The sequence below is a fragment of the Acaryochloris sp. IP29b_bin.148 genome (assembly GCF_028285565.1).
GTDB lineage: Bacteria > Cyanobacteriota > Cyanobacteriia > Thermosynechococcales > Thermosynechococcaceae > Acaryochloris.
This window is the reverse complement of the sequence record NZ_JANQOY010000035.1, coordinates 13,000-32,861: the sequence shown is the minus strand read 5'-3', so window position 1 is coordinate 32,861 and position 19,862 is coordinate 13,000. Positions and strand designations below refer to the sequence as shown.

15 protein-coding genes are annotated in these 19,862 nt (G+C 45.9%); 4 read left to right on the top strand and 11 right to left on the bottom strand.

Annotated elements, in window-relative coordinates:
* Positions 1 to 288: 288 nt before the first annotated feature.
* Complete coding sequence (locus Q0986_RS03760; RefSeq protein WP_299404105.1) at positions 289 to 672, top strand: VOC family protein; 384 nt, start codon at positions 289 to 291, stop codon at positions 670 to 672.
* Here Q0986_RS03760 and Q0986_RS03755 read toward each other — a convergent pair.
* From Q0986_RS03755 to Q0986_RS03735, 5 genes are all read right to left on the bottom strand, one after another.
* Positions 669 to 1,307, bottom strand: a complete 639-nt coding sequence (locus tag Q0986_RS03755; RefSeq protein WP_299404101.1) for a helix-turn-helix domain-containing protein — start codon at positions 1,305 to 1,307, stop codon at positions 669 to 671. The two genes, Q0986_RS03760 and Q0986_RS03755, sit on opposite strands and share 4 nt — an antisense overlap.
* Positions 1,308 to 1,541: 234 nt before the next feature.
* Positions 1,542 to 3,401, bottom strand: a complete 1,860-nt coding sequence (locus Q0986_RS03750) for an S-layer homology domain-containing protein (protein WP_299404097.1) — start codon at positions 3,399 to 3,401, stop codon at positions 1,542 to 1,544.
* Between the two features lie 135 nt (positions 3,402 to 3,536).
* Positions 3,537 to 4,475 (bottom strand): NAD(P)-dependent oxidoreductase, encoded by a 939-nt coding sequence (locus tag Q0986_RS03745; RefSeq protein WP_299404093.1) that lies wholly within the window; start codon positions 4,473 to 4,475, stop codon positions 3,537 to 3,539.
* Positions 4,476 to 4,499: 24 nt separating this feature from the next.
* Entirely contained in the window at positions 4,500 to 4,691 is a 192-nt protein-coding gene (locus Q0986_RS03740; RefSeq protein ID WP_299404090.1) for a hypothetical protein, read from the bottom strand.
* Positions 4,688 to 5,575: an SPFH domain-containing protein gene (locus Q0986_RS03735; protein ID WP_299404087.1), complete on the bottom strand. Its 888-nt coding sequence runs from the start codon at positions 5,573 to 5,575 to the stop codon at positions 4,688 to 4,690. Before Q0986_RS03735 ends, Q0986_RS03740 begins: the two co-directional genes overlap by 4 nt.
* 177 nt (positions 5,576 to 5,752) lie before the next feature.
* Between Q0986_RS03735 and Q0986_RS03730 the strand changes: the two genes are divergently transcribed.
* Positions 5,753 to 6,121 (top strand): hypothetical protein, encoded by a 369-nt coding sequence (locus Q0986_RS03730; RefSeq protein WP_299404083.1) that lies wholly within the window; start codon positions 5,753 to 5,755, stop codon positions 6,119 to 6,121.
* A gap of 58 nt (positions 6,122 to 6,179) precedes the next feature.
* On the opposite strand, the gene Q0986_RS03725 is transcribed toward Q0986_RS03730, so the two are convergent.
* From Q0986_RS03725 to Q0986_RS03705, 5 genes are all read right to left on the bottom strand, one after another.
* A complete protein-coding gene (locus Q0986_RS03725) occupies positions 6,180 to 8,153 on the bottom strand; it encodes a sensor histidine kinase (protein WP_299404080.1) in 1,974 nt (657 codons plus the stop codon).
* 110 nt (positions 8,154 to 8,263) lie between these two features.
* Complete coding sequence (locus tag Q0986_RS03720; RefSeq protein WP_299404075.1) at positions 8,264 to 9,556, bottom strand: ABC transporter substrate-binding protein; 1,293 nt, start codon at positions 9,554 to 9,556, stop codon at positions 8,264 to 8,266.
* Positions 9,557 to 10,836: 1,280 nt separating this feature from the next.
* Positions 10,837 to 11,784, bottom strand: a complete 948-nt coding sequence (locus tag Q0986_RS03715) for a M23 family metallopeptidase (protein ID WP_299404070.1) — start codon at positions 11,782 to 11,784, stop codon at positions 10,837 to 10,839.
* A gap of 1,658 nt (positions 11,785 to 13,442) precedes the next feature.
* Positions 13,443 to 14,177, bottom strand: a complete 735-nt coding sequence (locus Q0986_RS03710; RefSeq protein ID WP_366918507.1) for an ABC transporter ATP-binding protein — start codon at positions 14,175 to 14,177, stop codon at positions 13,443 to 13,445.
* 99 nt (positions 14,178 to 14,276) lie between these two features.
* Positions 14,277 to 15,452 carry an FtsX-like permease family protein gene (locus Q0986_RS03705; RefSeq protein ID WP_299404061.1) on the bottom strand — a complete coding sequence of 392 codons (1,176 nt, stop codon included), beginning with the start codon at positions 15,450 to 15,452 and terminating at the stop codon, positions 14,277 to 14,279.
* Positions 15,453 to 16,159: 707 nt separating this feature from the next.
* Between Q0986_RS03705 and Q0986_RS03700 the strand changes: the two genes are divergently transcribed.
* The gene (locus tag Q0986_RS03700; RefSeq protein ID WP_299404057.1) at positions 16,160 to 17,500 is read left to right on the top strand and encodes a diguanylate cyclase; all 1,341 of its coding nucleotides are present in this window, start codon (positions 16,160 to 16,162) and stop codon (positions 17,498 to 17,500) included.
* A gap of 9 nt (positions 17,501 to 17,509) precedes the next feature.
* On the opposite strand, the gene Q0986_RS03695 is transcribed toward Q0986_RS03700, so the two are convergent.
* Positions 17,510 to 17,911 (bottom strand): hypothetical protein, encoded by a 402-nt coding sequence (locus tag Q0986_RS03695; protein WP_299404053.1) that lies wholly within the window; start codon positions 17,909 to 17,911, stop codon positions 17,510 to 17,512.
* A 417-nt stretch (positions 17,912 to 18,328) separates the two neighbouring features.
* Between Q0986_RS03695 and Q0986_RS03690 the strand changes: the two genes are divergently transcribed.
* Entirely contained in the window at positions 18,329 to 19,858 is a 1,530-nt protein-coding gene (locus Q0986_RS03690; protein ID WP_299404049.1) for a hypothetical protein, read from the top strand.
* The last annotated feature ends 4 nt before the right edge of the window (positions 19,859 to 19,862 follow it).

Sequence of the window (19,862 nt, the reverse complement as noted above, 5' to 3'; positions counted from 1 at the left end):
AGAGGAGCGGCCTCCTGAGCGTAGGACATATTCTCAGCCTAGCTAAGAATAAGAGCGCTCCACTGCTGAATGGTTATTTCAGCCAGGCTGCACTAGGGTTCTGCTTGAGTCATTTCCTTATTATGTTAAGAGGCAGTCCTCCAGTATACTGGGGGGCTGTTTTTTTATTGGCTGTTTGACAACCGTAAACCCAGTTGTTGTGCCTAAGGAAATGTCGCATATATTCAAGACTATCGAGCTAAACTTCAGTATCCTCAAATCGTTCTACTTGCGAATGACTACATTCTAATGAAGTTTAAATACACGATTCTCTATGTGGAAGACGTTGCCTCAACCCTGGACTTTTTTAAGCGTGCGTTTGGGTTTGACCAGCAATTTTTGCACGAAAGCGGAGATTATGGGGAGCTGAATACAGGTAATACAACACTCTCGTTTTCATCACTAAAATTGATGCAAGACTTAGGCAAGTCTCCATCTCGAGCAAAAGCCAATGCACCCATATTTGAGATTGCTTTTGAGTCTAATGATGTTCGCGCCGATCTCTCAAGCGCATTGGCGGCTGGTGCTGCTTTACAGCAGGATATTCGAGAGGAATCTTGGGGACAGACGACAGCCTATGTCACGGATCCCAATGGTTTTCTGATTGAGATCTGTTCTCCGGTAGCAACCTAACCATAACCTAAGTCTGTCAGGCGTTCGAACTGCTCTGTATCGGAGCTTAGTTCCGTAGGTGAAAGGCCCAACCAATGTTTGATATCGCGGCTCATATGGGCCTGATCTGCATATCCATGAGCATTGGCAATGTCGATGAGCGGTAGAGAGGTCTGCAATGCTTGGGCAGCTTGCCGGACTCGTGCTAACTGGAGCCAAAAACGAGGCGGTTGCCCTGTCTGACTTGTGATTGTCCTTTGCAGCGTTCTAGGGGTTACACCTAGCCAGGCTGCCGCTGACGTCACTGTTCTGGGTTGAGATTTTAGACAGTCAAGGGATTCAGCAACCTCTCGACTCAAATTGCAAAAGTGATTGATGGGGTCCCTTATATCCTGATCATTGATGCAAGTAGATAAGGTGTTGAGGAGTTGCTGTTCTTGAATCTGAGTGCCAGGTTTTAACCTAACCCCTATCAAGTTAACGCCTTGGCGAACATCAACCTTGCGAGTCTGAGTATCTAAAGCAGTGATCCGCCAAGTCGGTCGGTCGTCCAGCGGCACGGACAGGATAACGTCTCTACACCCATCAGGAATAACAATAGCTGAGCCATTGGTCGTTGCAGTATATTGCCATATGGCAAGTATGCAGTCAGTCATTTAAATTTCTGGTTTGCAACTCACTAGTTAATAGTGCGGCTCGACAGCACTGATAGGCAACTATTTTCCCTGTACTGAATGGTAAATTGACTTTTTTGTTAGAACAGCCAATAGGCAAACTCCTACTAAGTTCCAAAGCACCACTAATTGCGAAATTACCCATAAAGAATGGGTCCCCCTATATCACTTCATCAACAAGGGTTTGATGTTAGAGAAATAGGAGGACGTTCAGATCTAGTTATTGGAGGTATTTTGGGTGTTAGGGTTATTCAAATCATTCAAATTATCCAGACTTAGAGGTGCCTGAAATTCCATTTGCAATGAGGTGGGGTTAAACACAATCACTTTTTGGTTAGATCGTCCTCCACCAATCAGATTTCTTAAGCCCAAGAAATCACCACCTGTACTTGTCTCTTCCTGATCAGAGGTACTCACCCCACGCAGAGATTGGCTGGCTTCTGGGGAAGCAATGACATTGCCTTGAAAATCCGTTGGACTCAAAGATTGTAAAGAGGAAGGGGCGATCCCATCCGACACCGCAGTGATGGGGTAAGTTTGAGTCCCCACAACAATTTCATTGGCCACAAACTGAGCCCCCTCTTGACCATTAATCGTCATCGGAACAATCTGGCCTCTGACGAGACTCCCCTCAGGCACAAGAACTTGATTCTGCTGGTTATAGATGGAACGCGCTGTTTTTAACTCAACCGCAATCGTTTCACCGGGCACCATCACATATTTCGCATTATCGGTCTGAGCTGCCAGATTAACCTTCGTTCCACTGTCCACCTGATATAAGTTGGTGGAGGAAGGATCAACGTAGGCAGTTGTTGCCCCTGGTAGAAACTCAAAATCTGCGTTTAGTTTCAATCCCATTAAGTCAGGTTCAACTAAGATCACCTCATCACTGGTATCCGACTTGCCCAGCACTTGTTTGCCAACCGTTTGACCCGTTTGAATAATCCCTGGAACCAAAGCCCCCACGCGCACCTTGCCGCTGATAGCAGAATCTAGCGCTGCGGAAGCCGCTAAGGTCGTGATGCTGCCGGTTAAATCGGCCACGCTCAGTGAACTCTTTTTGCGAGCTGGAATCGGGATAGATGACGCATTCAGCGTATAAGGCGTATTCCCAATTACGAGCTTGCTGGCTGTAAATTGAGTTCCCAAGGTTTTATCGACTTCAAAAGGTTGAAAACGCCCCACGATTTTACTGCCTTTGGGGATGACTACCTGTTGGCTCGGATTGACCACATCCTCAGCCACCACAAAGGTCGTTTCAACATTCTCTCCCACCGTCATCACGAGATTGGCACCAGGCTCTGCCCCCTCTAGCTCAACGGGAAGAGTGGTCCCAACGGCGAGGGTTCCGGTACCCGATTCTGTTGGAGTGGCGGGCAAAGAGCCACCTTGGACAATATACTGATGGGCGGGAAAATTGCTGCCAATCGGGGCTAAACGGCCCTGGCTCACCAAGGCTTGATAAATATAGGCCGCAATATCAGCTCGCGTGGCTTGTTGATTCGGATTGAAAGCGGCAACATTGGGATAATTCACCGCAATATTGCGTTGAGTTGCTGCAGCAACGCCAGGTTTGGCATAGTTGGGAATTTGGGCAGCATCATAATATCGCAGTAAGGTGCTATCCACTGAACCGACCGGCTGAATCTTTAAGCCGCTCGCAATAGCGACTAGAGCTTGAACTTTAGGAATGTTCTGATCGGGCTGAAACGTCCCATCCGCATAGCCAGATAAAAACTCTGTAGAGTAAGCATGATCAATAGCAGGGGCAGCCCAGTAGCCAGACTGTACATCTGTAAAAGGGCGAGAAGGGCGAGTCGCTGAAGTATTAAAGGCTTGGCGAACGATAGCCGCAAACTGGGCTCGGGTTACGGGTTGATCTGGCCGGAAAGAGCCATCTGGGAAACCACTGATAATATTCTTCTGTGCCAGTGTGTTGATAAACGGCTGAGCCCAAGAAGTATCAATGTCCGTAAATTGAGTTTGAGCGACAGCAAATTGCACCTGAACAGGAGCAAGCACCACTACAGAACTTAAACAAGCAGTGGCAATCAGGCGCTGGGGAGCACTAAACATGTTTTTCACACCTTCTAGATTTGATTGAACGGTTGACTGTGTATTCCCCGTATCAATAAATCCCATGCCAGTGTTGACGATCAGGACGGTAGTGGGTTCCTATCCGTCTAAAAAATCAGTTTTCTTTCGCTGGGATCAAGGGTTCGCGAATAGCCGCTTGAGTCCAGACAGAAACGACTGCGGTGCATAACCCAAACTAAAGGCAAGAGAACTATCTAGGGAAACATCTGCAGGACGGGGGGTTGCGAGGGAAACATCCTTTTGTGAACAACCTGCTAATAGCGTGTTTGAGCAGCCCAACACATCAGCCAACTGTTGCCCCATCTCATACCTTGACAATCGTTCTGGTCCCCCTAGATGCAGGCACACTTTGCCCTGTTCTAAGGCTAATAGCAGACCATACGCCGCATCCATGCCACTCACAGGGGTCCGAAACTCGTCCTCAAATAGCTGTAGGGGATGGTGCGATCGCAAATTTTGCATCAGAGCTTGGATAAAGCTGTCAGCATAAGGAACACAGCCGAACATCAGCGGCATGCGTGCAACCACGACCTGAGGATATCGTTGCCGCATCCCTTGTTCAGCGGCAACCTTTTGCTCGCCATAATGGTTAACCGGAGAGACCGCACTCGATTCAGTGTAAGGCGGGCGATGGCCATCAAACACTAAATCCGTTGAGACAAACACTAGAGGAATCTGTTGGTCAGCGCAGAGTCCGGCGAGGGACCAAGAGGCCTCTACATTGATTGCGAATGTGGATTGAGGCTCCATTTGACAGATATGGGGGCGCGCTTGGGCTGCAGCATGAATCACAGCGTTGGGTTGGACCGTCTGTAAAACCTGTTTAACCCTCGCAAAGTCTCGTAAATCCAAGGGGATCATTGAGCAGCCTGGCACTTGAACCGAATGGGAATGAGTGGTGCCAAACACTTGCCAGTTCATTTGTGCAGCCTGGCAGAGATGCCAACCTAGAAAGCCACTAGCCCCCGTTATAAGGAGCTTTTGGGATGAGGGCGGGGCACTGGGGATATTTCTAACGGATTGGAGACGCTTTCGTTCTTGGAAGGGTGACATCTGGGAATATCGTGGCACTGGGGATTAAAGTTTGGGGTCGGGTTCTTGAGCACTCTCTTGTGAGTTTTCTTTGCTGCGGCCCGCTTTACGTGAGGACTCTTTGAGGAGAAATTCAATTTGGGCGTTGACACTGCGCAGTTCATCCGCCGCCCAGCGTTCCAGAGTGTCATAGAGGGTGGGATCGAGTCGTAGTAAGAAGCGCTTCTTTTTACTCACGAATATAGGGTTCCAGCGTTAATAATCGGCTGTGTTGAACTTTCAGAAACAAGGGCAACCAGGAGGTTGTTGACCATAGAGGCCTTGCGTTCTTCATCCAAGTCCACCACCTGCTGCTCACTTAGACGATGCAACGCCATTTCTACCATCCCTAGGGCACCTTCCACAATTCGTTCCTTTGCGGCAATCACGGCAATGGCCTGCTGGCGACGAAGCATGGCTTGAGCAATCTCAGGGGCATAGGCCAAGTGGGTGATGCGCGCTTCGATAATATCGACCCCAGCGACATCCAAACGCCGTTGTACCTCCTGTTTAAGTCGGTCAGAAATTTGATCGGGATTGCCCCGTAAAGATTCATGGGCATGATCGAAAATATCGTATGCATAACGGCTAGCCAAACTGCGGAGGGCCGTTTCACTTTGGATGGCGACAAAGTCCCGACAGCTTTCTACATCCAACAGAGCCTTGGCTGAATCCACAACTCGCCAAACGACAACGGCAGCAATTTCAATGGGACTGCCCTGAGCATCGTTGACTTTAAGGGTCTCACTGTTGAAATTGCGAACCCGTAGAGAGACGCGACGCTTACTAATGATGAAGGGAATCGTCCAATAAAATCCAGGCTCTCGAATACTGCCCATATATTTGCCCAAGAGAATCATGACCCGTGCTTGATTGGGGTCCACTAAGAAAAAGCCTGCTAACAATAGCCCCGCCACTGCCCACATCCCTGATGCAAGCCACAGATGAAGGGTACTCAGGGGCTGCTCGAACAATACAAAGGGGAGTAAATACCAACTGCCCATCCCCATCAATCCCAACACAATAAGAATGACCCAGAAACCGCCAATCTGCCATGTGGAGGACTCTTGCGTTGCGTTCATACACCACCTCAGTTGAATCTATATCAATACGGTAACAAAGTGATATCACTTTGACATTATATTTTTCTGAATTCTAGAAAATCAGCCGCAAGAGAGACCGACTCAGCTGTTAGCCTAGAGGGACTGGTCATCAGTGTGTCCACGGGCCAAAAGGTTCCCTAGCGCTAAAGGTGAAGGATGAGACGCATCGGCATAGGAATAGTGGTCGTTGTATTAGCGATCGCAGAGCTGTTACTCGCCGCAACCCCAGCAACCGCGGTGACCTGGGAATTAGGTGCTGCAGCCGATCAGGGTTTGGTGTGCCAATATTTTGATCGAGATTCTATTCAATGGTCAGGCACCCAAGTCACGGTTAAAAGCTATTACATGGATGAGCGGTCAGCACCTCAACGGATAGATTACCTGACGGCCTATAACTGTGCTACCAACCAATTTCAAGATATAGAGATCAACGGTCAACCCACCGGGAGCGATTGGCAACCTCTGGTGGCAGATCCGCTGAACGAAGCGATTCGTGATTTACTTTGCCCAGCGATGCCCTTATGATTCCATCCCGCCAAGGGAAGGGGACTGATGGGCGTGGCGATCTGGACGGGAAGTGGGGTTAGGCGAGGTCAAGACTCGGTTTGAAGTTGCGATCGCGCCCTTCAGACGCTTGCTTTTTGACAGGCAATACAGGGAGAGAGAGGGTAAAAAGGGTCCCTTTCCCATATTCGCTTTCAGCGTGTAAGGTTCCCCCCATAAGCTCGACAAATTGTTGGGTGAGGGTAAGTCCAAGCCCAGAACCACCATAGCGACGCGTCACTGAAGGATCAGCTTGCGTAAACGGTGCAAACACCTTTTTCATCTGCTCTGGTGTCATACCAATCCCCGTATCTTTAACCATGAAATGAACCTGCCCCAGCTGAGGCATATCCTTAATCGCAAGAGCGACCTCTCCACCGTGAGTAAACTTGTTGGCATTACTTAAAAGGTTGAGTAAGCACTGGCGGAGCTTGTTCCGATCTGCCTGCAAATATTGGGTCTTAGAGTTGTTATTGAAGATCAGGTGATTATTATGTCTCAGGGCGATGGGGTGCATGCTATTTAACACCTCTTGGGACAGGTAGGAAATATCAACTTTCTCCGTGTATAAGTCCATTTGCCCGGCTTCAACCTTGGATAAATCCAGAATGGCATCAATCAGGCCCAGCAGATGCTTGCTTGAACTTTGAATCTTTTGGAGATCAGGGACGAACTGATTTTGGCCCAAATCTTCTGCATCTTCTTCTAAAATTTCGCTGTAACCAATAATCGTATTGAGCGGTGTGCGTAATTCATGGCTCATATTCGCCAAAAACTGGCTCTTAGTATTAGTTGCAGCCTCTGCAGCCTCTTTGGCCTCCAGTAGCTCAGATGTTCTTTCCTCCACACGCCTTTCTAGGGCTTGATTGGTCCCTTCTAAGGTCCCAAAGGAGTTGCGAACCTGTTGAGCCATTTGGTTAAACGCATGCGCTAAAATGCCAATTTCATCTTTGCTGACAACAGGAATCTCGTGGTTGAGATTCCCTTGCTCAACCTGGATGGCAGCCTCAGTAATTGCCAAGATGGGTTTGGTAATTCGTCGCGTAAAAAAGTAGATTCCAGACAGCAATAACCCCGTCGCCCCCAATCCGAACAGTAGGATATTTCTGGCCAAAATACGAGCGGGTGCAAAGGCCTCCCTCTGACTGATTTCAGCAATTAAAGCCAAATTCTGGTTATCCAACCAACGGTAGACACCGATCACGGGTGTCCCCGCATAATTAGGGTAGAGACCTAAGCCATCATTCCCTTGAGTCACAGCATCAATGGCCTGACTCCTCAACCCATTCGACGAGATCTGAGTGTCCGATTCTCTAGAGGCAATAAACGTGTTTTCGCGTTCTAATCGTCCCACTAAGTAGGTCGTTCCCGTGGTGCCCAGCCCCGTCCGTTCTCGGATCAGCTCATCCACTTCCTTAAGGTCCAAGGCAACAGACAATACCCCCACCCTTTGATTGAGTGCATTCAAAATTGGCGTTGCAAAGGTAATCGTGGGCTGTCCAGTAATGGGCGAACGATAGATCGTCGGCTTCGGATTTTTATCCTCTGCTGAAAAGTACGTTGTGGCGCCACCCAGGGGCTGATACTTTCCCTCTAGTTTCTGATTGGTGGACAGCAATACAATTCCACCCGTATTTAATATAGAAATTGCCTGTAGATTTGACTTTCTAGCGCCTACAGCCTTGAACAGCTTTGATAGCCCTGTATAAGGTAATTCGTTTCTGCTCTTAGCAATATTGCGGCTAGAGAGCCGTTGAGTTTGCCGCCTAACCGCTTCTAATTCGGCTAAAACAAGTACATCTTGATGTTGTTCTTGAAACCACCGATCGATTTCTCCTTCTTTCAGGGAGGAGGCCACACTCAATCGATCATATATTGACTGCTTTAAGGTTTCTCGCGAGGAAATATATGAGCCCAAGGAAATAACAACAATTGTAATAATGGAAAGAATTGAAAGAGGGAGAATCAGCTTCAGAGACAAGCTGTTCTGGATCGGGTTTGTTTTTTGATTCATAGCTGAGTCGAGGGATACTTGAGGTTGCCAGACTGAAGCCTAATGGGGACGAGATAGGAAGCTTCTTGAATACTTACCACTGCCGTGAACGGAGATATCCGATGCATGCTCTATTCCCACTCTGAAAAAATCGTTTCAATTTGAGCAATAGCCTGCTCTGTTGCTTGTTCAATCGAAAGATTCTCGACCGCAATTTTACGAATGACATCACCCCAAACATTCTGCTCTGCCACCTCTCCATAGGCTGGATTAAAGACTTGGTAGGCGGGTCGAGTATTTCGTAGTTGTTCGACGGCAACCGAAATGTGCGAATCCTTAGCATCTTGCCAAAAGGGATCGTCGAATAGGGCAGGCATAACGGGCAGGTAGCGTCCCTGTGCTCCTTTGGTATAGGCTGCGAGGTTCTCTGGCTGAGCTAAGAAAGCTAAAAACGCTTTGGCTTGACTGACATGATCTAAGTGATTAAAAATAACCGCCTGCTTAAGCTCTACCACAAACCGCATAGATGTCCCGTTCGGCTTATTGGGCCACTTGATTGTAGAAAGTCGACGATAGTATGTTTCTGGATCATTTCGCTGAGATCCGGGGGCTGATAAGGTATGGTTTACCGTCATTAAGCTGGATTGACTGAGCAACGAAACGTTATTACCTGTATTGTCCCAATCAATTGCACCAGGAGGAACTTGTCCATTCAGGAAAAAACGAGTGTAAGCTTCCAGCGCTTTACTGAGGGCTTGTTTAGTTCGAGGATTATTGATATTCAACTGCCCCGAAGAATCCAGAATCTGAGCATCGTAACTCTCTAGAAATTGCTCAAAGTTGTTATACGTATCTAGGCTCAGGGACATGGGCATTCCTAATCCATAGATATCGGTCTGGTTATTTTGTTGCAGTTTATCCTGGGCTTGGACCCAAAAGTCCCAAAAATCTTTCCAGTCTTTAGGGATAGTATCTCGTTTCTCGCCGACCTGATTGATTAATATATCTTCCCAATAATGAATATGGATCGCTGACTGCATTAAAGGGACTGCATAATAGCTTCTTTTTTTCTTAGATCTATTGCGATAGTTAACACCCACTAATGCATTTAAACTATATTGATCTTGAAGCGGCAAAACGACATCTGAAACATCCACTAATTGGCTATTCCAGGCAAGACGAGGAATAACGGTTAGGTCCCCTGAACCTGAATAGAATATATTAGGTGGATTCCCAGATTGGATAGCATTCTCAAGATCTGCGAGAATATCCTTTTGTGGAATAATAGTCAATTCAATGGCTGTTTCATTCTTATTTTCCCACTGGGTAATTATTTTTTTAAGTGAATCAATTTCTTCAGGATAAAAACCTTCTTCCCACCATATCTGTAGTTTTTTGCCCTCAAGATTCTTTTGCTTAGGCAAGATTTTTGGGCCTTTTGCGCAGCTTGATAAGGCTACTCCCGCCAAAAAGTTGCCTGCTAGCTGTGAAAATCTTCTTCGCTTCATTGTGTCCGCTGTGATGAATCATACTGTATATATTTTTGATAATGAGGATGATTTTTAGCTGTTCTATAAATCAACCCTGGGTTAATTCATATACTTTCCTATACACTTTAAAAGTGGATTTATAAGGTCAAAATATTGAATTGTAAGAGAATTTCTACCTTATAAAGACAGTATTAAAAGAAATTTTGGTTAGCGCTCCTTTACTGGAAAGAGAATTAACATTACCCTCTCCTTTACGGTGGAGAGTATATGGTATAAACGCTCATCACAGTTCTTCTGCTAATTCAGGCCTATGAAATTTGAGGTGTTGATGCTCACAAAGATTAATCTCTATGGAAGGTATGTTTTCATTATCCACTAAAAGAGCCGATGTACTGCAGTCTGTTTTGCAAAGCTAAAGCAACCTCTAGCTTTGCAAAACAGACTAAATTTGCACCTTAATTATAAATATTGATTGAAGAGTTCTATTTGGCCGAATGCGCAGGTATACCTCTATTTTTCGCCTACTATCAAGGTATTTCGAATATTTGCATCAATGAAAGTCTTTGTAGTCTGCAAATAGGCTCAGCGGCTGGAAAACGATTTGATAAGTAAACGACACCACAGGTATAGCTTGAAACCCGTCAGATATCACTGAATGACCTTAATGCATACAGTAACACTACAGACTTCTCAGATATCAGGGGCAGACATTGACATTGTTAAAATACCCAGGCTGCTCGTTGAGTGCTGGTCTGATTTACTTTGCTATACCACTTGATGGATAACGTCGAGTTCACATCATCAAAGAAAAAGAAGATATATCTCCTTTCAACGCCCTATCACTACTAAAAATGCCATTAACATCAGTAGTGATAGCAATAGAAAAATGCTGAAAGGGTTGAATGGTCCGAAATCAATATTTATAGAAGATAAAAGGACAGAAGAATTTCTTAGGCCAAAAATAAAATGATATTGCATGAACAGTTTTCTAGATATGGTTAAGCTTTAGGATGCTAAGGTAACACTTTTATACCATCAAAAACGATCATATTGTCAGGTTGTTGCTCTTCCATACTCTTATGAATTGTCAAGCAATGATGTTGGAAGATCCCCTAAAGATATTTTATAGTCGTTTGACTGCGGTTCTATCTCCATATGTCTAGAGTCCCCCCCAAGAATATGCCGATAAAAAAGCCCATGCGTATGGTCTAGGCTTATTTGATTTTCGCAATTTTGAAAAGAAAAGTCTGACCTACTTGAGAAGAGGTAGGTCTTAAATCATTGGAAATTGATTGTTTATTTCTCTGTGGAAGTGTAAACCAAAGTCTCTGATTTCTGAATCCGGCAAATTGTTCTCTACATATACCTGAGACTACAAAGGGAACCGTTTGAGTAAAGTGCTGTTTGTTACTAGGGCGTTGAACCTCTATGTGTAAATGGGGATTTGAGCTCCAACCAGAGTTTCCGCTAAAGCCAATTAATTGTCCTGCATTAACCCAATCACCAGCTTTGAGATTAACGTAGTCCCTAAAACCTTGTTGCAAGTGAACATAAATCGATTTATATCCTCCATCATGTTCTATCCAAACGTAGTTAAATTGAGTCGCTTTTTCTTTGCCACCCCCCGTATCTGGATAGCGATCGCGAATGGCAAGCACTTTACCTGAGCGCATTGCATAAACGGGAGCACCTACAGCAATAGCCAGATCATAAGCAAACTCCATACGACCTTGATGAGTGGTTCCGCGGATCCCCTGACTGAGCCAGCCTTTGCCATTGAGGGGATGACAAAAACCTTGAAGAGGGGAATTTATGGTGACTTGCCGAGGTAAAGGGAATGTTGAAGAGAGCAACGTTTGGGAAATAGAACTAACTTTTAGTGAGGTAATTCCACCTATATTTTTGGTTACTTCAGATTTTAAGGTAGGGATAGAATAGACCGATTTGAGGTCATTCAAACCATATCCGTATGGCCCAATAAGAGTATATGCCAGCTGAGTAGTCGTTGATATAGGTGAATCGTTGAGATCAAGCTTGGACTGGCTATAAGTTATATGGTGCCAGCGATGCCAATTAAAAATAAAAGCTATGCTTTGGCAGGTAAGAATAATGCCTAATTCAACAATAAGAATAGATACTAAGATAGTGGGTTTAATCTTCATTGGATGCACTTCAATGTGCATCACCTTTAGCTTGTTTATTTCAACTAAAAGTCAAACACATTGTATTCCTTGATGTCTTATCTATTTGTCATCAAAAAATCAACAGAATATGCAGTTGCAATAAAATTAAATACACTAGGAAAAATTTAATCATCTTTGTAGTTAGGATGGAAGGCTGAAACAGTAGATTGAAAACTTTGCTATTTCTTGTTCTCAGCTATGCCTTACCACTGTCCTTTCAGGACTTCGTTATACACTTCATCAAAATCAAGGGGAATGCCTATTGTCTTGCAGAGTAATTCATTGACCTGAGTTCATGTTCACTTCTCGACTCCCACCAAGCAAGACAAGAATGGTGCCCCACAGCTCTATAGCGAGAGCATGTCGATCAGAGTGTCCTGAATGAGTATCCACTATTTACCCTGATGGTATTGAAGAACGCCAAAAACTAGGTAAGTTGCCTGTAGAAACGGGCAGCGTCTACATATTTCTGGAGTACAAACCCATTGTTTGAGGCCACGAGATGGCTAGACTGTCAGTATTAGGAGAGGAGTTTAGTCTCCGAAGCCCTTCATCTCTAAGAAATTTGGAGCTGCTCGCTACGGCCTAAAAATTTTAGAGAGAGATACTATGCTTGCATTTTCAAGTAAAGCTTAGAGTAGAAATCTTGAGATATGTGGTGACGATTTAGCTCATATTTGGCAAACTAACTGAAGCAAACTAAAACTATTTCAAGTAAACCGTTTCTCAAAATTTCTACTTTACAAATAAACTCTTAAACACATCGGAAGTGATGCTTTGAGGCGTTGGAACAACCCTCTAATAAAATGAAGAATCCGAGCTAATGGCAATCTATCAGAAACAAAAAAGCTATAGGTAAAGATAAAGCATAAACTTGCAATCCATCTCTACCTATAGCCTCTTAAAGGACTATTTGCTAGTCATTATACCGATGACTTTCGCTATTCCTCGCTAAACACATGGACGACAAGATAAGCTTCTTAAGCTAAAGTATGTGCCAGTCGTATCACATGAACAAGGTGTGGATGTTTTGACAAGTACAGCAAATATTAGTCCTACTATAAACAAGCTTACAATTGTGACTACAATCGTTGTAAAGGCAGACATATAGCCTTTGCCCACAGTTGCACTATTTTTAGAATTAGCCATGATTCAAATTCCGTAATGAATAAAAGTGAATAAGGTTTTAGTAAATCAATTTCCAAAGCTTGCACTTGTTTGTATCTTTAACAAGGGCAATCTAACCATATAATCTGAGGTTAGAGGTTCGCGAACAAGTTGAACATAAATTAATATTAATATTTGTATACATCTCTTCCTACTGGGCGACCCACTGAATCTGGAGGTAAGTTCTGTGGGCACTACCCCAAAAAAGGGGTACATGCGCGCCGCTCCTTGCTAGTAGGAACTGCTACCAAGTCTACGACTGAGATTGCCTATCCGTTTTTCTGAGTATCCATTTAACAGTCATATCACTATCGTTGGTGGACGCCCCAAAGGTAAAGATAGGTATGTCCATATTCCAGCATCAGCAATGTCGACATTGTCCTGCTCTAACTGTCGTTCTCAAGACATCGCTAACATCGCCACAGAGAGTAATACCACAATTATTGTGGCCAAGATCCATCACTCAGATCTTATTTCACAAAGGAAGGATTCGCAGGTTTCGGTGTAATCAGTCCATCTTCTACATAAACGACGCGATCGGCGATGTCCATAATTCGGGAGTCATGGGTGACCATAAGGACCGTACAGCCTTCTTCCTTGGCCAATTTACGCAGCAGTTCCATGATCGTATGGCCTCGCTGAGAGTCCAGGGCAGCTGTGGGTTCGTCTGCCAGGATTAACTTGGGGTTTCCGGCTAATGCTCTTGCGATCGCAACCCGTTGCTTTTGCCCCCCAGACAAATCCCGCGGCAGACTTCGGGTCTTATCCGCCAGTCCTACTTGCCGCAGCAGCTTGATCGATTGCTTCTTTGCGGCTCGACCCCGAATCCCCTTTAAATTCAGGGTCGCTTCAATATTCTCCGCTGCCGTCAGAGCAGGAAAGAGGTTAAAGCCCTGAAAAATAAAGCCGATATTTTGCAAACGAAACTTGGAAAGCTTATGGCGAGGCAGTCCTGTAATGCTTTGGCCAAGTAAGGAAACCTGTCCACTGGTGGGGGTCAGGATGCCCCCTATGATCGACAGTAGCGTCGTTTTCCCCGACCCTGACGGCCCCATCAGCAATTCGACATCCCCAGTGTTAATTTCTAGATCAATGCCTTTCAAAACCTTGAACTGCTGATCGCCCACTTGGAATGCCATTTCAATACCTTTAGCCTGAATGGCAGGCGTAGACAGATCACCAGCAGTATCAGGAGTGGAGGGCATCAATGTCATCGGTTGAGGTCGTTGGCGAAAAGCAAGTTGCATCAGGTGTATCTCTCTTGACAGGTTTCCCAGTTGAGTCCGTATTGTTTCCGAATCGGTTTACGACTTAAAGACGAGGGCTGGATCGAGTCGAGTCACTTTTTGGATAGCAAAGATGGCTGCACCACTACACATGGCGACGGTGACGACAAAAACTCCGGCTGCCGTTGCCGGACTAATCAAGATCTGAATCGCTTGAGCCTGAATTGTCCAAGCGCCTAAACCCAAACAAAGGCCCATACCCGGTAAATATCCCAACACCGCCATCCACAGCGCCTGCTCTAAGATGACGCGATAGATATACCAATCAGACGAGCCCATCGCCTTCATAGTGCCAAACTCCCGCAGATGGTCTGTGACGGAGGAATAGAGAATTTGGCCCACCACAACGGTTCCCACCACAATACCCACCACTGCACCTAAGCCCAAGATATAGCCGACCCCTGTACTCTGCTGCCAATAGGTTTGGGTTAATTCTGTGAGTTCAGCTTGCGTAAAGGCTTTGGTCCCGGGTAGGGCCTCTTCTAGGCGATCTTTCAGGGCTGATAGGTTTTCACCGGATTTCGCTTTGACCAGAATATAGGTAATCCGATTTTGATCCGTTAAATCAGGCGGGTCAGGAGGGGTCTCATCCGGGGTAGCGATGGGAGAATTTAGATAAGCCGTAGCATTCGGTAAAGACGTAAAAATATAAGGACTCGCCACAATCGAGCGGGTGCCGGTCGTAATTCCTTTGATCTCTCCTTCGTAGGATCCTATTTCAGCCCGATCACCGACTGCCGAGACATCCAATAGCTTGAGGTCAGCTTGATCCACAAAGATTTTATAGGGCTGCTGGATATCCTTTAGGGTTCCTTCTAAAAGAGTACGCGGTCGAAACAGAGTATCTTCGGGGTCAAAGCCAATAATCCGAATGGGTGCAATCTGATTTGATTTATCCCGCCATACCGTAGATTGGGCAATCAGCGGTTCGGCCCGATCGACCCCTTCTACCTCTTTCGCTTCAGCCAGCTGTTTGTATTCCAAAGGTAGGGTTAAGGCAAAATGGCGCAACTCTTCAGAGGTCACCCAAATATCTGCATCGGCATTTTCGATCAGGACGGTGGAAGAACGGGTAAACCCATTGAGGATACCAATTTGAATGGTGACCAACCCCACGGAAAACATGATGCCCGCCTGGGCAACGATAAAGCGAGGCAGGTCCTGGAATAAATTTTTGCGGGCGATAGAAACCATTCGTTTACGTCGGGGGGAGATTTAGGGAGCAATGGCTCACCAGTGGACTTCAATCATCTCAACGAGGTGGAAGCAAACTCTTTTTTCGCACCTAACAGTATAAGCATGATTACCTAAACGTACAGAACTTTGCTGAGAGTAATCTGAAAAGAAGCCGGGTTTAAGCTGTAATTTTTAATCCCTCACCCCAATGAGCCCTCAGGTCCGCGTTACTGAGGTTGAATTTATACGCAGGGTCCCACGAATCATGGACTGACATTTAAATTTTGAGCAATATTCATTGCCAGAGGGTTGGATGGAGCAGGTTGGTGAAAGAAATATCTTGACGAAGAAAATTCAGTGATTTTACATAATCTCCCCTGAATGGAATGAGCTATGATCAAAAATATTGAAATGATAAGTCTGCCCAAAATTTGAGTGATTTGCATCAGACTTTCGCTTCATTAGTCCTTGTAATCAAATTGTGTATCCTCAAGTTCTTACCTTCAGCTCCATGCATAATTGGGCGACAAATTCTCTTGGTAAACAGTCAAGACTGAGTGAATTAGGGCAAATAGAGCAACTCACTCTGACTCTGCCTCAACAGAGTTGTGGACTTTATGTACCGATTTCTACACCCCATCGTCCCCCCCCCAATTACTGCGAAGTTTTGACACCGACGCCTCAGGGTTAGAGTCATAAAGCTCTAATTCTAGTGAATTGATCGCGTGCTGAATAAACAGGATGTTATGCCCTTTTGGTTTACACCTAAAACATCTCTAAACCAACGCCTAAGATTAGGTTTAGGAACTATGTTGGTCCCCTTGCTGATGTTGGCAGGAGGGGCTGTCGTTTCCTTTGAAGGGGCATTAGATAGTTTTAAGCAGCGCGACAATGTAGGCCGAGAAGCATTGTTCCCTCTGGCCCATGTTGAGGGGTTACTCTTAGATTTAAATGTTGTTACCTCTCCCGTAGAACCCTCTGTCCCAATGACGTGGGATGAGTACCAGGCCAAAAGTCAGGCCATTAAAATAAGTTTGGCTAGGCTCTCAAAATTTTCCCATCAGGATCCAGCCCAGGTAAATGCTGTTCTGGAAATACAGCGGAAATGGAAACGAATTTCGCAACTGTGTCAACAAATTCTAGACCCCTCTGTTGCTCAATCCAGGCCTAACTTGTCAGCATCGGCCAGGGTTGAACTCAAAGAACAGCTCAAAATGATTCTGCAAGACGTCCAACAACTGAATTATCGGTTAATTGTGTTTCAGAATGATGCCAATGCTGCTCATGCAGAGACGGTTCGACAGAAAGTTAGACAGCTAATTACCATCATTTGTGGTTTGGCTGTGGCGTTGGCGGCCTTATTTGCGTATAGTCTCTCCCAGTCCATTACGGTTCCCCTGCAAACCTTAGAGCAAGGCGTTGAGAAATTGGGCAAGGGGGATTTAAGTCATCGAATTGCGCTGACCACCGACGATGAGTTTAGTCATTTGGCTGAAACCTTTAACCTGATGGCGGCCAAACTGGAGCAAAGCCAGCAGGACTTATATCGATTAGCAACCTTGGATGGTCTGACGGAGGTTTACAATCGACGAGAATTCAATCGCTGGCTGAGGGTGGAGGTTGAGCGATCGCAGCGCAATACCAATCAAGTCTCGCTGATCATGGTGGATATTGATCATTTCAAGCAATTAAATGATACCTACGGCCATCAGGCTGGGGATTTAGCCCTGTGCGAAGTAGCTCAACTCCTGCAACGGGAAGTCCGTCCGGGGGATGTGGTCTGTCGATACGGTGGCGAAGAGTTTGCCGTTATCCTGCCCAAAACGCATAGTGATGATAGTGCTGCGATCGCAGAGCGCATCCGTCTAGCGATTGCGAAAGAAACCGTTATTCTGCCCTCCTTGCAGAAAATAGGAATGACGGCCAGTTTGGGTGTGGCGACTTTTCCGTCCGATGCCGAAACCAAAGAGCACCTGATCAAACAAGCCGATCAGGCGCTCTATATTGCCAAGTCGTTAGGCCGTAATCAGGTCTACCAGGCCCAGCACGATAGGGTAGAAAACTAGACTGTTTAACTATCTCTGGTCAAACAAGGCTCCTAAGGTATCGGGATTCATCATATTGCAATCCATCAGCTTGAGCGCTAAGGCGGTACCCACTCGATTAGCCACCACTTGCTTTAATTTCGGTTGGGTTTGAGCAGACGCGAGCAATTGGCCTTCCAAGGATAGCTCAGAGGTTTTGCCGCCCTTGCTCTTACGCATGGCTTTGAGAAGATTACGAGTATCGTCACAAGACGAAGCTGAGATACGAGCAGCTACGGTATCACTCATCCGCGTGATGATGGCAAATGTTGTCTCTTCAGGAATACCTAACTGGGAAGGATTTCCTTGGGCCTGCGCACTAAAGGGGAGCGCTGCAGTCAATGCCACAAAGACGCAACTTCCTAAAGACACTAAAGATTTGCTAGTTGACATAGTCCACTCCTAAAGGTTCTTTTGATTATTGAAAGGTTGTCTGCCAGGATGGCAGAACGGTTAGCACAATAGTTTGCACTCGCTCTTAGCGACTGGTCTGAATCCGATAAGGAAGCTGAAAGCCTGAGTCCATCACCATCATTCCTTGCCATTCTTCTGCCCTGTTTTGATATTCTTAGTGAGAGATAAAAACGAAGTGCATCTCAATTTTTATTCTTTCATCAGTTAAGGGGACAGCTATGAGCGTTGTTTGAGGTTGCAACCTCTATTTGTGTCTATATCTATTGTTCTTGTTCAGGTTTACTATGGCTTTGATTGGCCTTGATTGCAGTGATCAATATCATGTGTGTTGGTGAATAAAATGCTTTATTCTCAACCCTTTCAGCCCTCTCATTGCTCATCGCATTAGGAAAAGCCATGAGGCCAGTGAATCGTTCTGCTGTAAAGTTCTGTCGATGGTTGCAGCAAACACGTGCTTGGGGTGACAAGATTCAAGCCCAAGAAGCAGGATTTGCCTTGCCGCTTGCCTTAGGATTGGGCTTTGTGATGGCGGTCTTAGGAGTATCCATGTTGATGATGGCTCAAAGCGATCGCATCGCATCTTGGCAACGAAAAGAATCTAATGCCAGCCTATCCTTAACGGAAGGCGGTGTAGCCCGGATATTGGCCCAATTCACGGCTCCCAATAACGCCGTTCTCCTGAATCGCAATTACGACACAATTAACGCTAAAACAGGTAAAACATACTTAGGTCCGGATGGCATCCTCAATAGCGGAGATGAAACCGCTCAAGCGATTGATGAATGGACAGACTATGATCCCAGCAATCAGCCTTGTCATTTACAAATGGGCTGGGGATCGCCTAATTTTCAAACCACAGGTTCTATCGGTTCAGACGGAACGTACATCCTTAGAGCCTATCGCTATGATCCGCAACAACAGCAGGGAACCTTACTGGTCGAATCTAGTGCCAACGGGCAAATCTCGGGGGTACTGATCTCCATTAGTGTGGCACCGGATTTAGACCATTTTCCTGGGATTGTGGTCTCGCAAAATACCCGGGGGGCGTTTGATGCCGGGCTTTTTGCCTTGAGAGGGCGAGAAATTTTAGGGAGTAAGGGGAATATTTACTACAATCCAGACGGCTCGGCTGATTCATCTTTGAGCGACAGTGCAGCGCCAGGTGACGCAAACCGTGATGATTATTTAAATGCAATCTGGTCCACAGACGATTTAGATGGCGCTGATGGGGACACCGTTGCAGGAACAATATTTGCCTGTAATGTCCCTCCGAAGTTGCCCACTACTGCTCCAGGAACGAACTTGGGCAAGATTACCGAAAGCCAAACAATACAAGGCATAGGCGGCAAGGTCCCCACCTTATATCAGGTCGAAGAGATTGAATTAGACAACGAGGAAGTCCTTCAGGTTGATACAACGAATGGTCCTGTCCACATTGAGGTCATTGATCGGGGAAGGGATCCTGAATTGGTGATCACCTTACGGGATCGTGCCAAAATCCTCAATATTCGGACTGATGATCAACCTGTCCAGGTGGGAGACTTTCGTCTTCTTGCAAGAGGGAACAGTCAAATCAACCTCTATGACCAAAGCTGTATTCAAAATGCTTTCCTATGGTTTCCCTATGACGAATTAAGACTCCTCACTTCAGGACGGGGCTGTCCAGGGGATAGAAACACCAACGTGGAAGGTGTGCTGTGGATGGAAGCCATTCTGACCGCCAAAAACAATCCTAGTAATCGATCAGTCAACTTTCTCGGCGGTTTCAACGGTACCAATTACGATGATCGGATTGAAACTGGGGTGACCTCCGGGATTGCGGTACCTGAAGATGTTTCCAGTCTGATGGATTTGCTTCAGTACATAGACTGGCCTGCTCGTTACCGATTTGGGAAGGTGCAAAGTTGGCAACATGTACGGTTGTGATCGG

Coding starts and splice junctions, on each gene's coding strand:
- Q0986_RS03760 (WP_299404105.1), top strand. CDS start 289: ATGAAGTTTAAATACACGATTCTCTATGTGGAAGACGTTGCCTCAACC.
- Q0986_RS03755 (WP_299404101.1), bottom strand. CDS start 1,307: ATGACTGACTGCATACTTGCCATATGGCAATATACTGCAACGACCAAT.
- Q0986_RS03750 (WP_299404097.1), bottom strand. CDS start 3,401: ATGTTTAGTGCTCCCCAGCGCCTGATTGCCACTGCTTGTTTAAGTTCT.
- Q0986_RS03745 (WP_299404093.1), bottom strand. CDS start 4,475: ATGTCACCCTTCCAAGAACGAAAGCGTCTCCAATCCGTTAGAAATATC.
- Q0986_RS03735 (WP_299404087.1), bottom strand. CDS start 5,575: ATGAACGCAACGCAAGAGTCCTCCACATGGCAGATTGGCGGTTTCTGG.
- Q0986_RS03730 (WP_299404083.1), top strand. CDS start 5,753: ATGAGACGCATCGGCATAGGAATAGTGGTCGTTGTATTAGCGATCGCA.
- Q0986_RS03725 (WP_299404080.1), bottom strand. CDS start 8,153: ATGAATCAAAAAACAAACCCGATCCAGAACAGCTTGTCTCTGAAGCTG.
- Q0986_RS03715 (WP_299404070.1), bottom strand. CDS start 11,784: ATGAAGATTAAACCCACTATCTTAGTATCTATTCTTATTGTTGAATTA.
- Q0986_RS03710 (WP_366918507.1), bottom strand. CDS start 14,177: ATGCCCTCCACTCCTGATACTGCTGGTGATCTGTCTACGCCTGCCATT.
- Q0986_RS03705 (WP_299404061.1), bottom strand. CDS start 15,452: ATGGTTTCTATCGCCCGCAAAAATTTATTCCAGGACCTGCCTCGCTTT.
- Q0986_RS03695 (WP_299404053.1), bottom strand. CDS start 17,911: ATGTCAACTAGCAAATCTTTAGTGTCTTTAGGAAGTTGCGTCTTTGTG.
- Q0986_RS03690 (WP_299404049.1), top strand. CDS start 18,329: ATGAGGCCAGTGAATCGTTCTGCTGTAAAGTTCTGTCGATGGTTGCAG.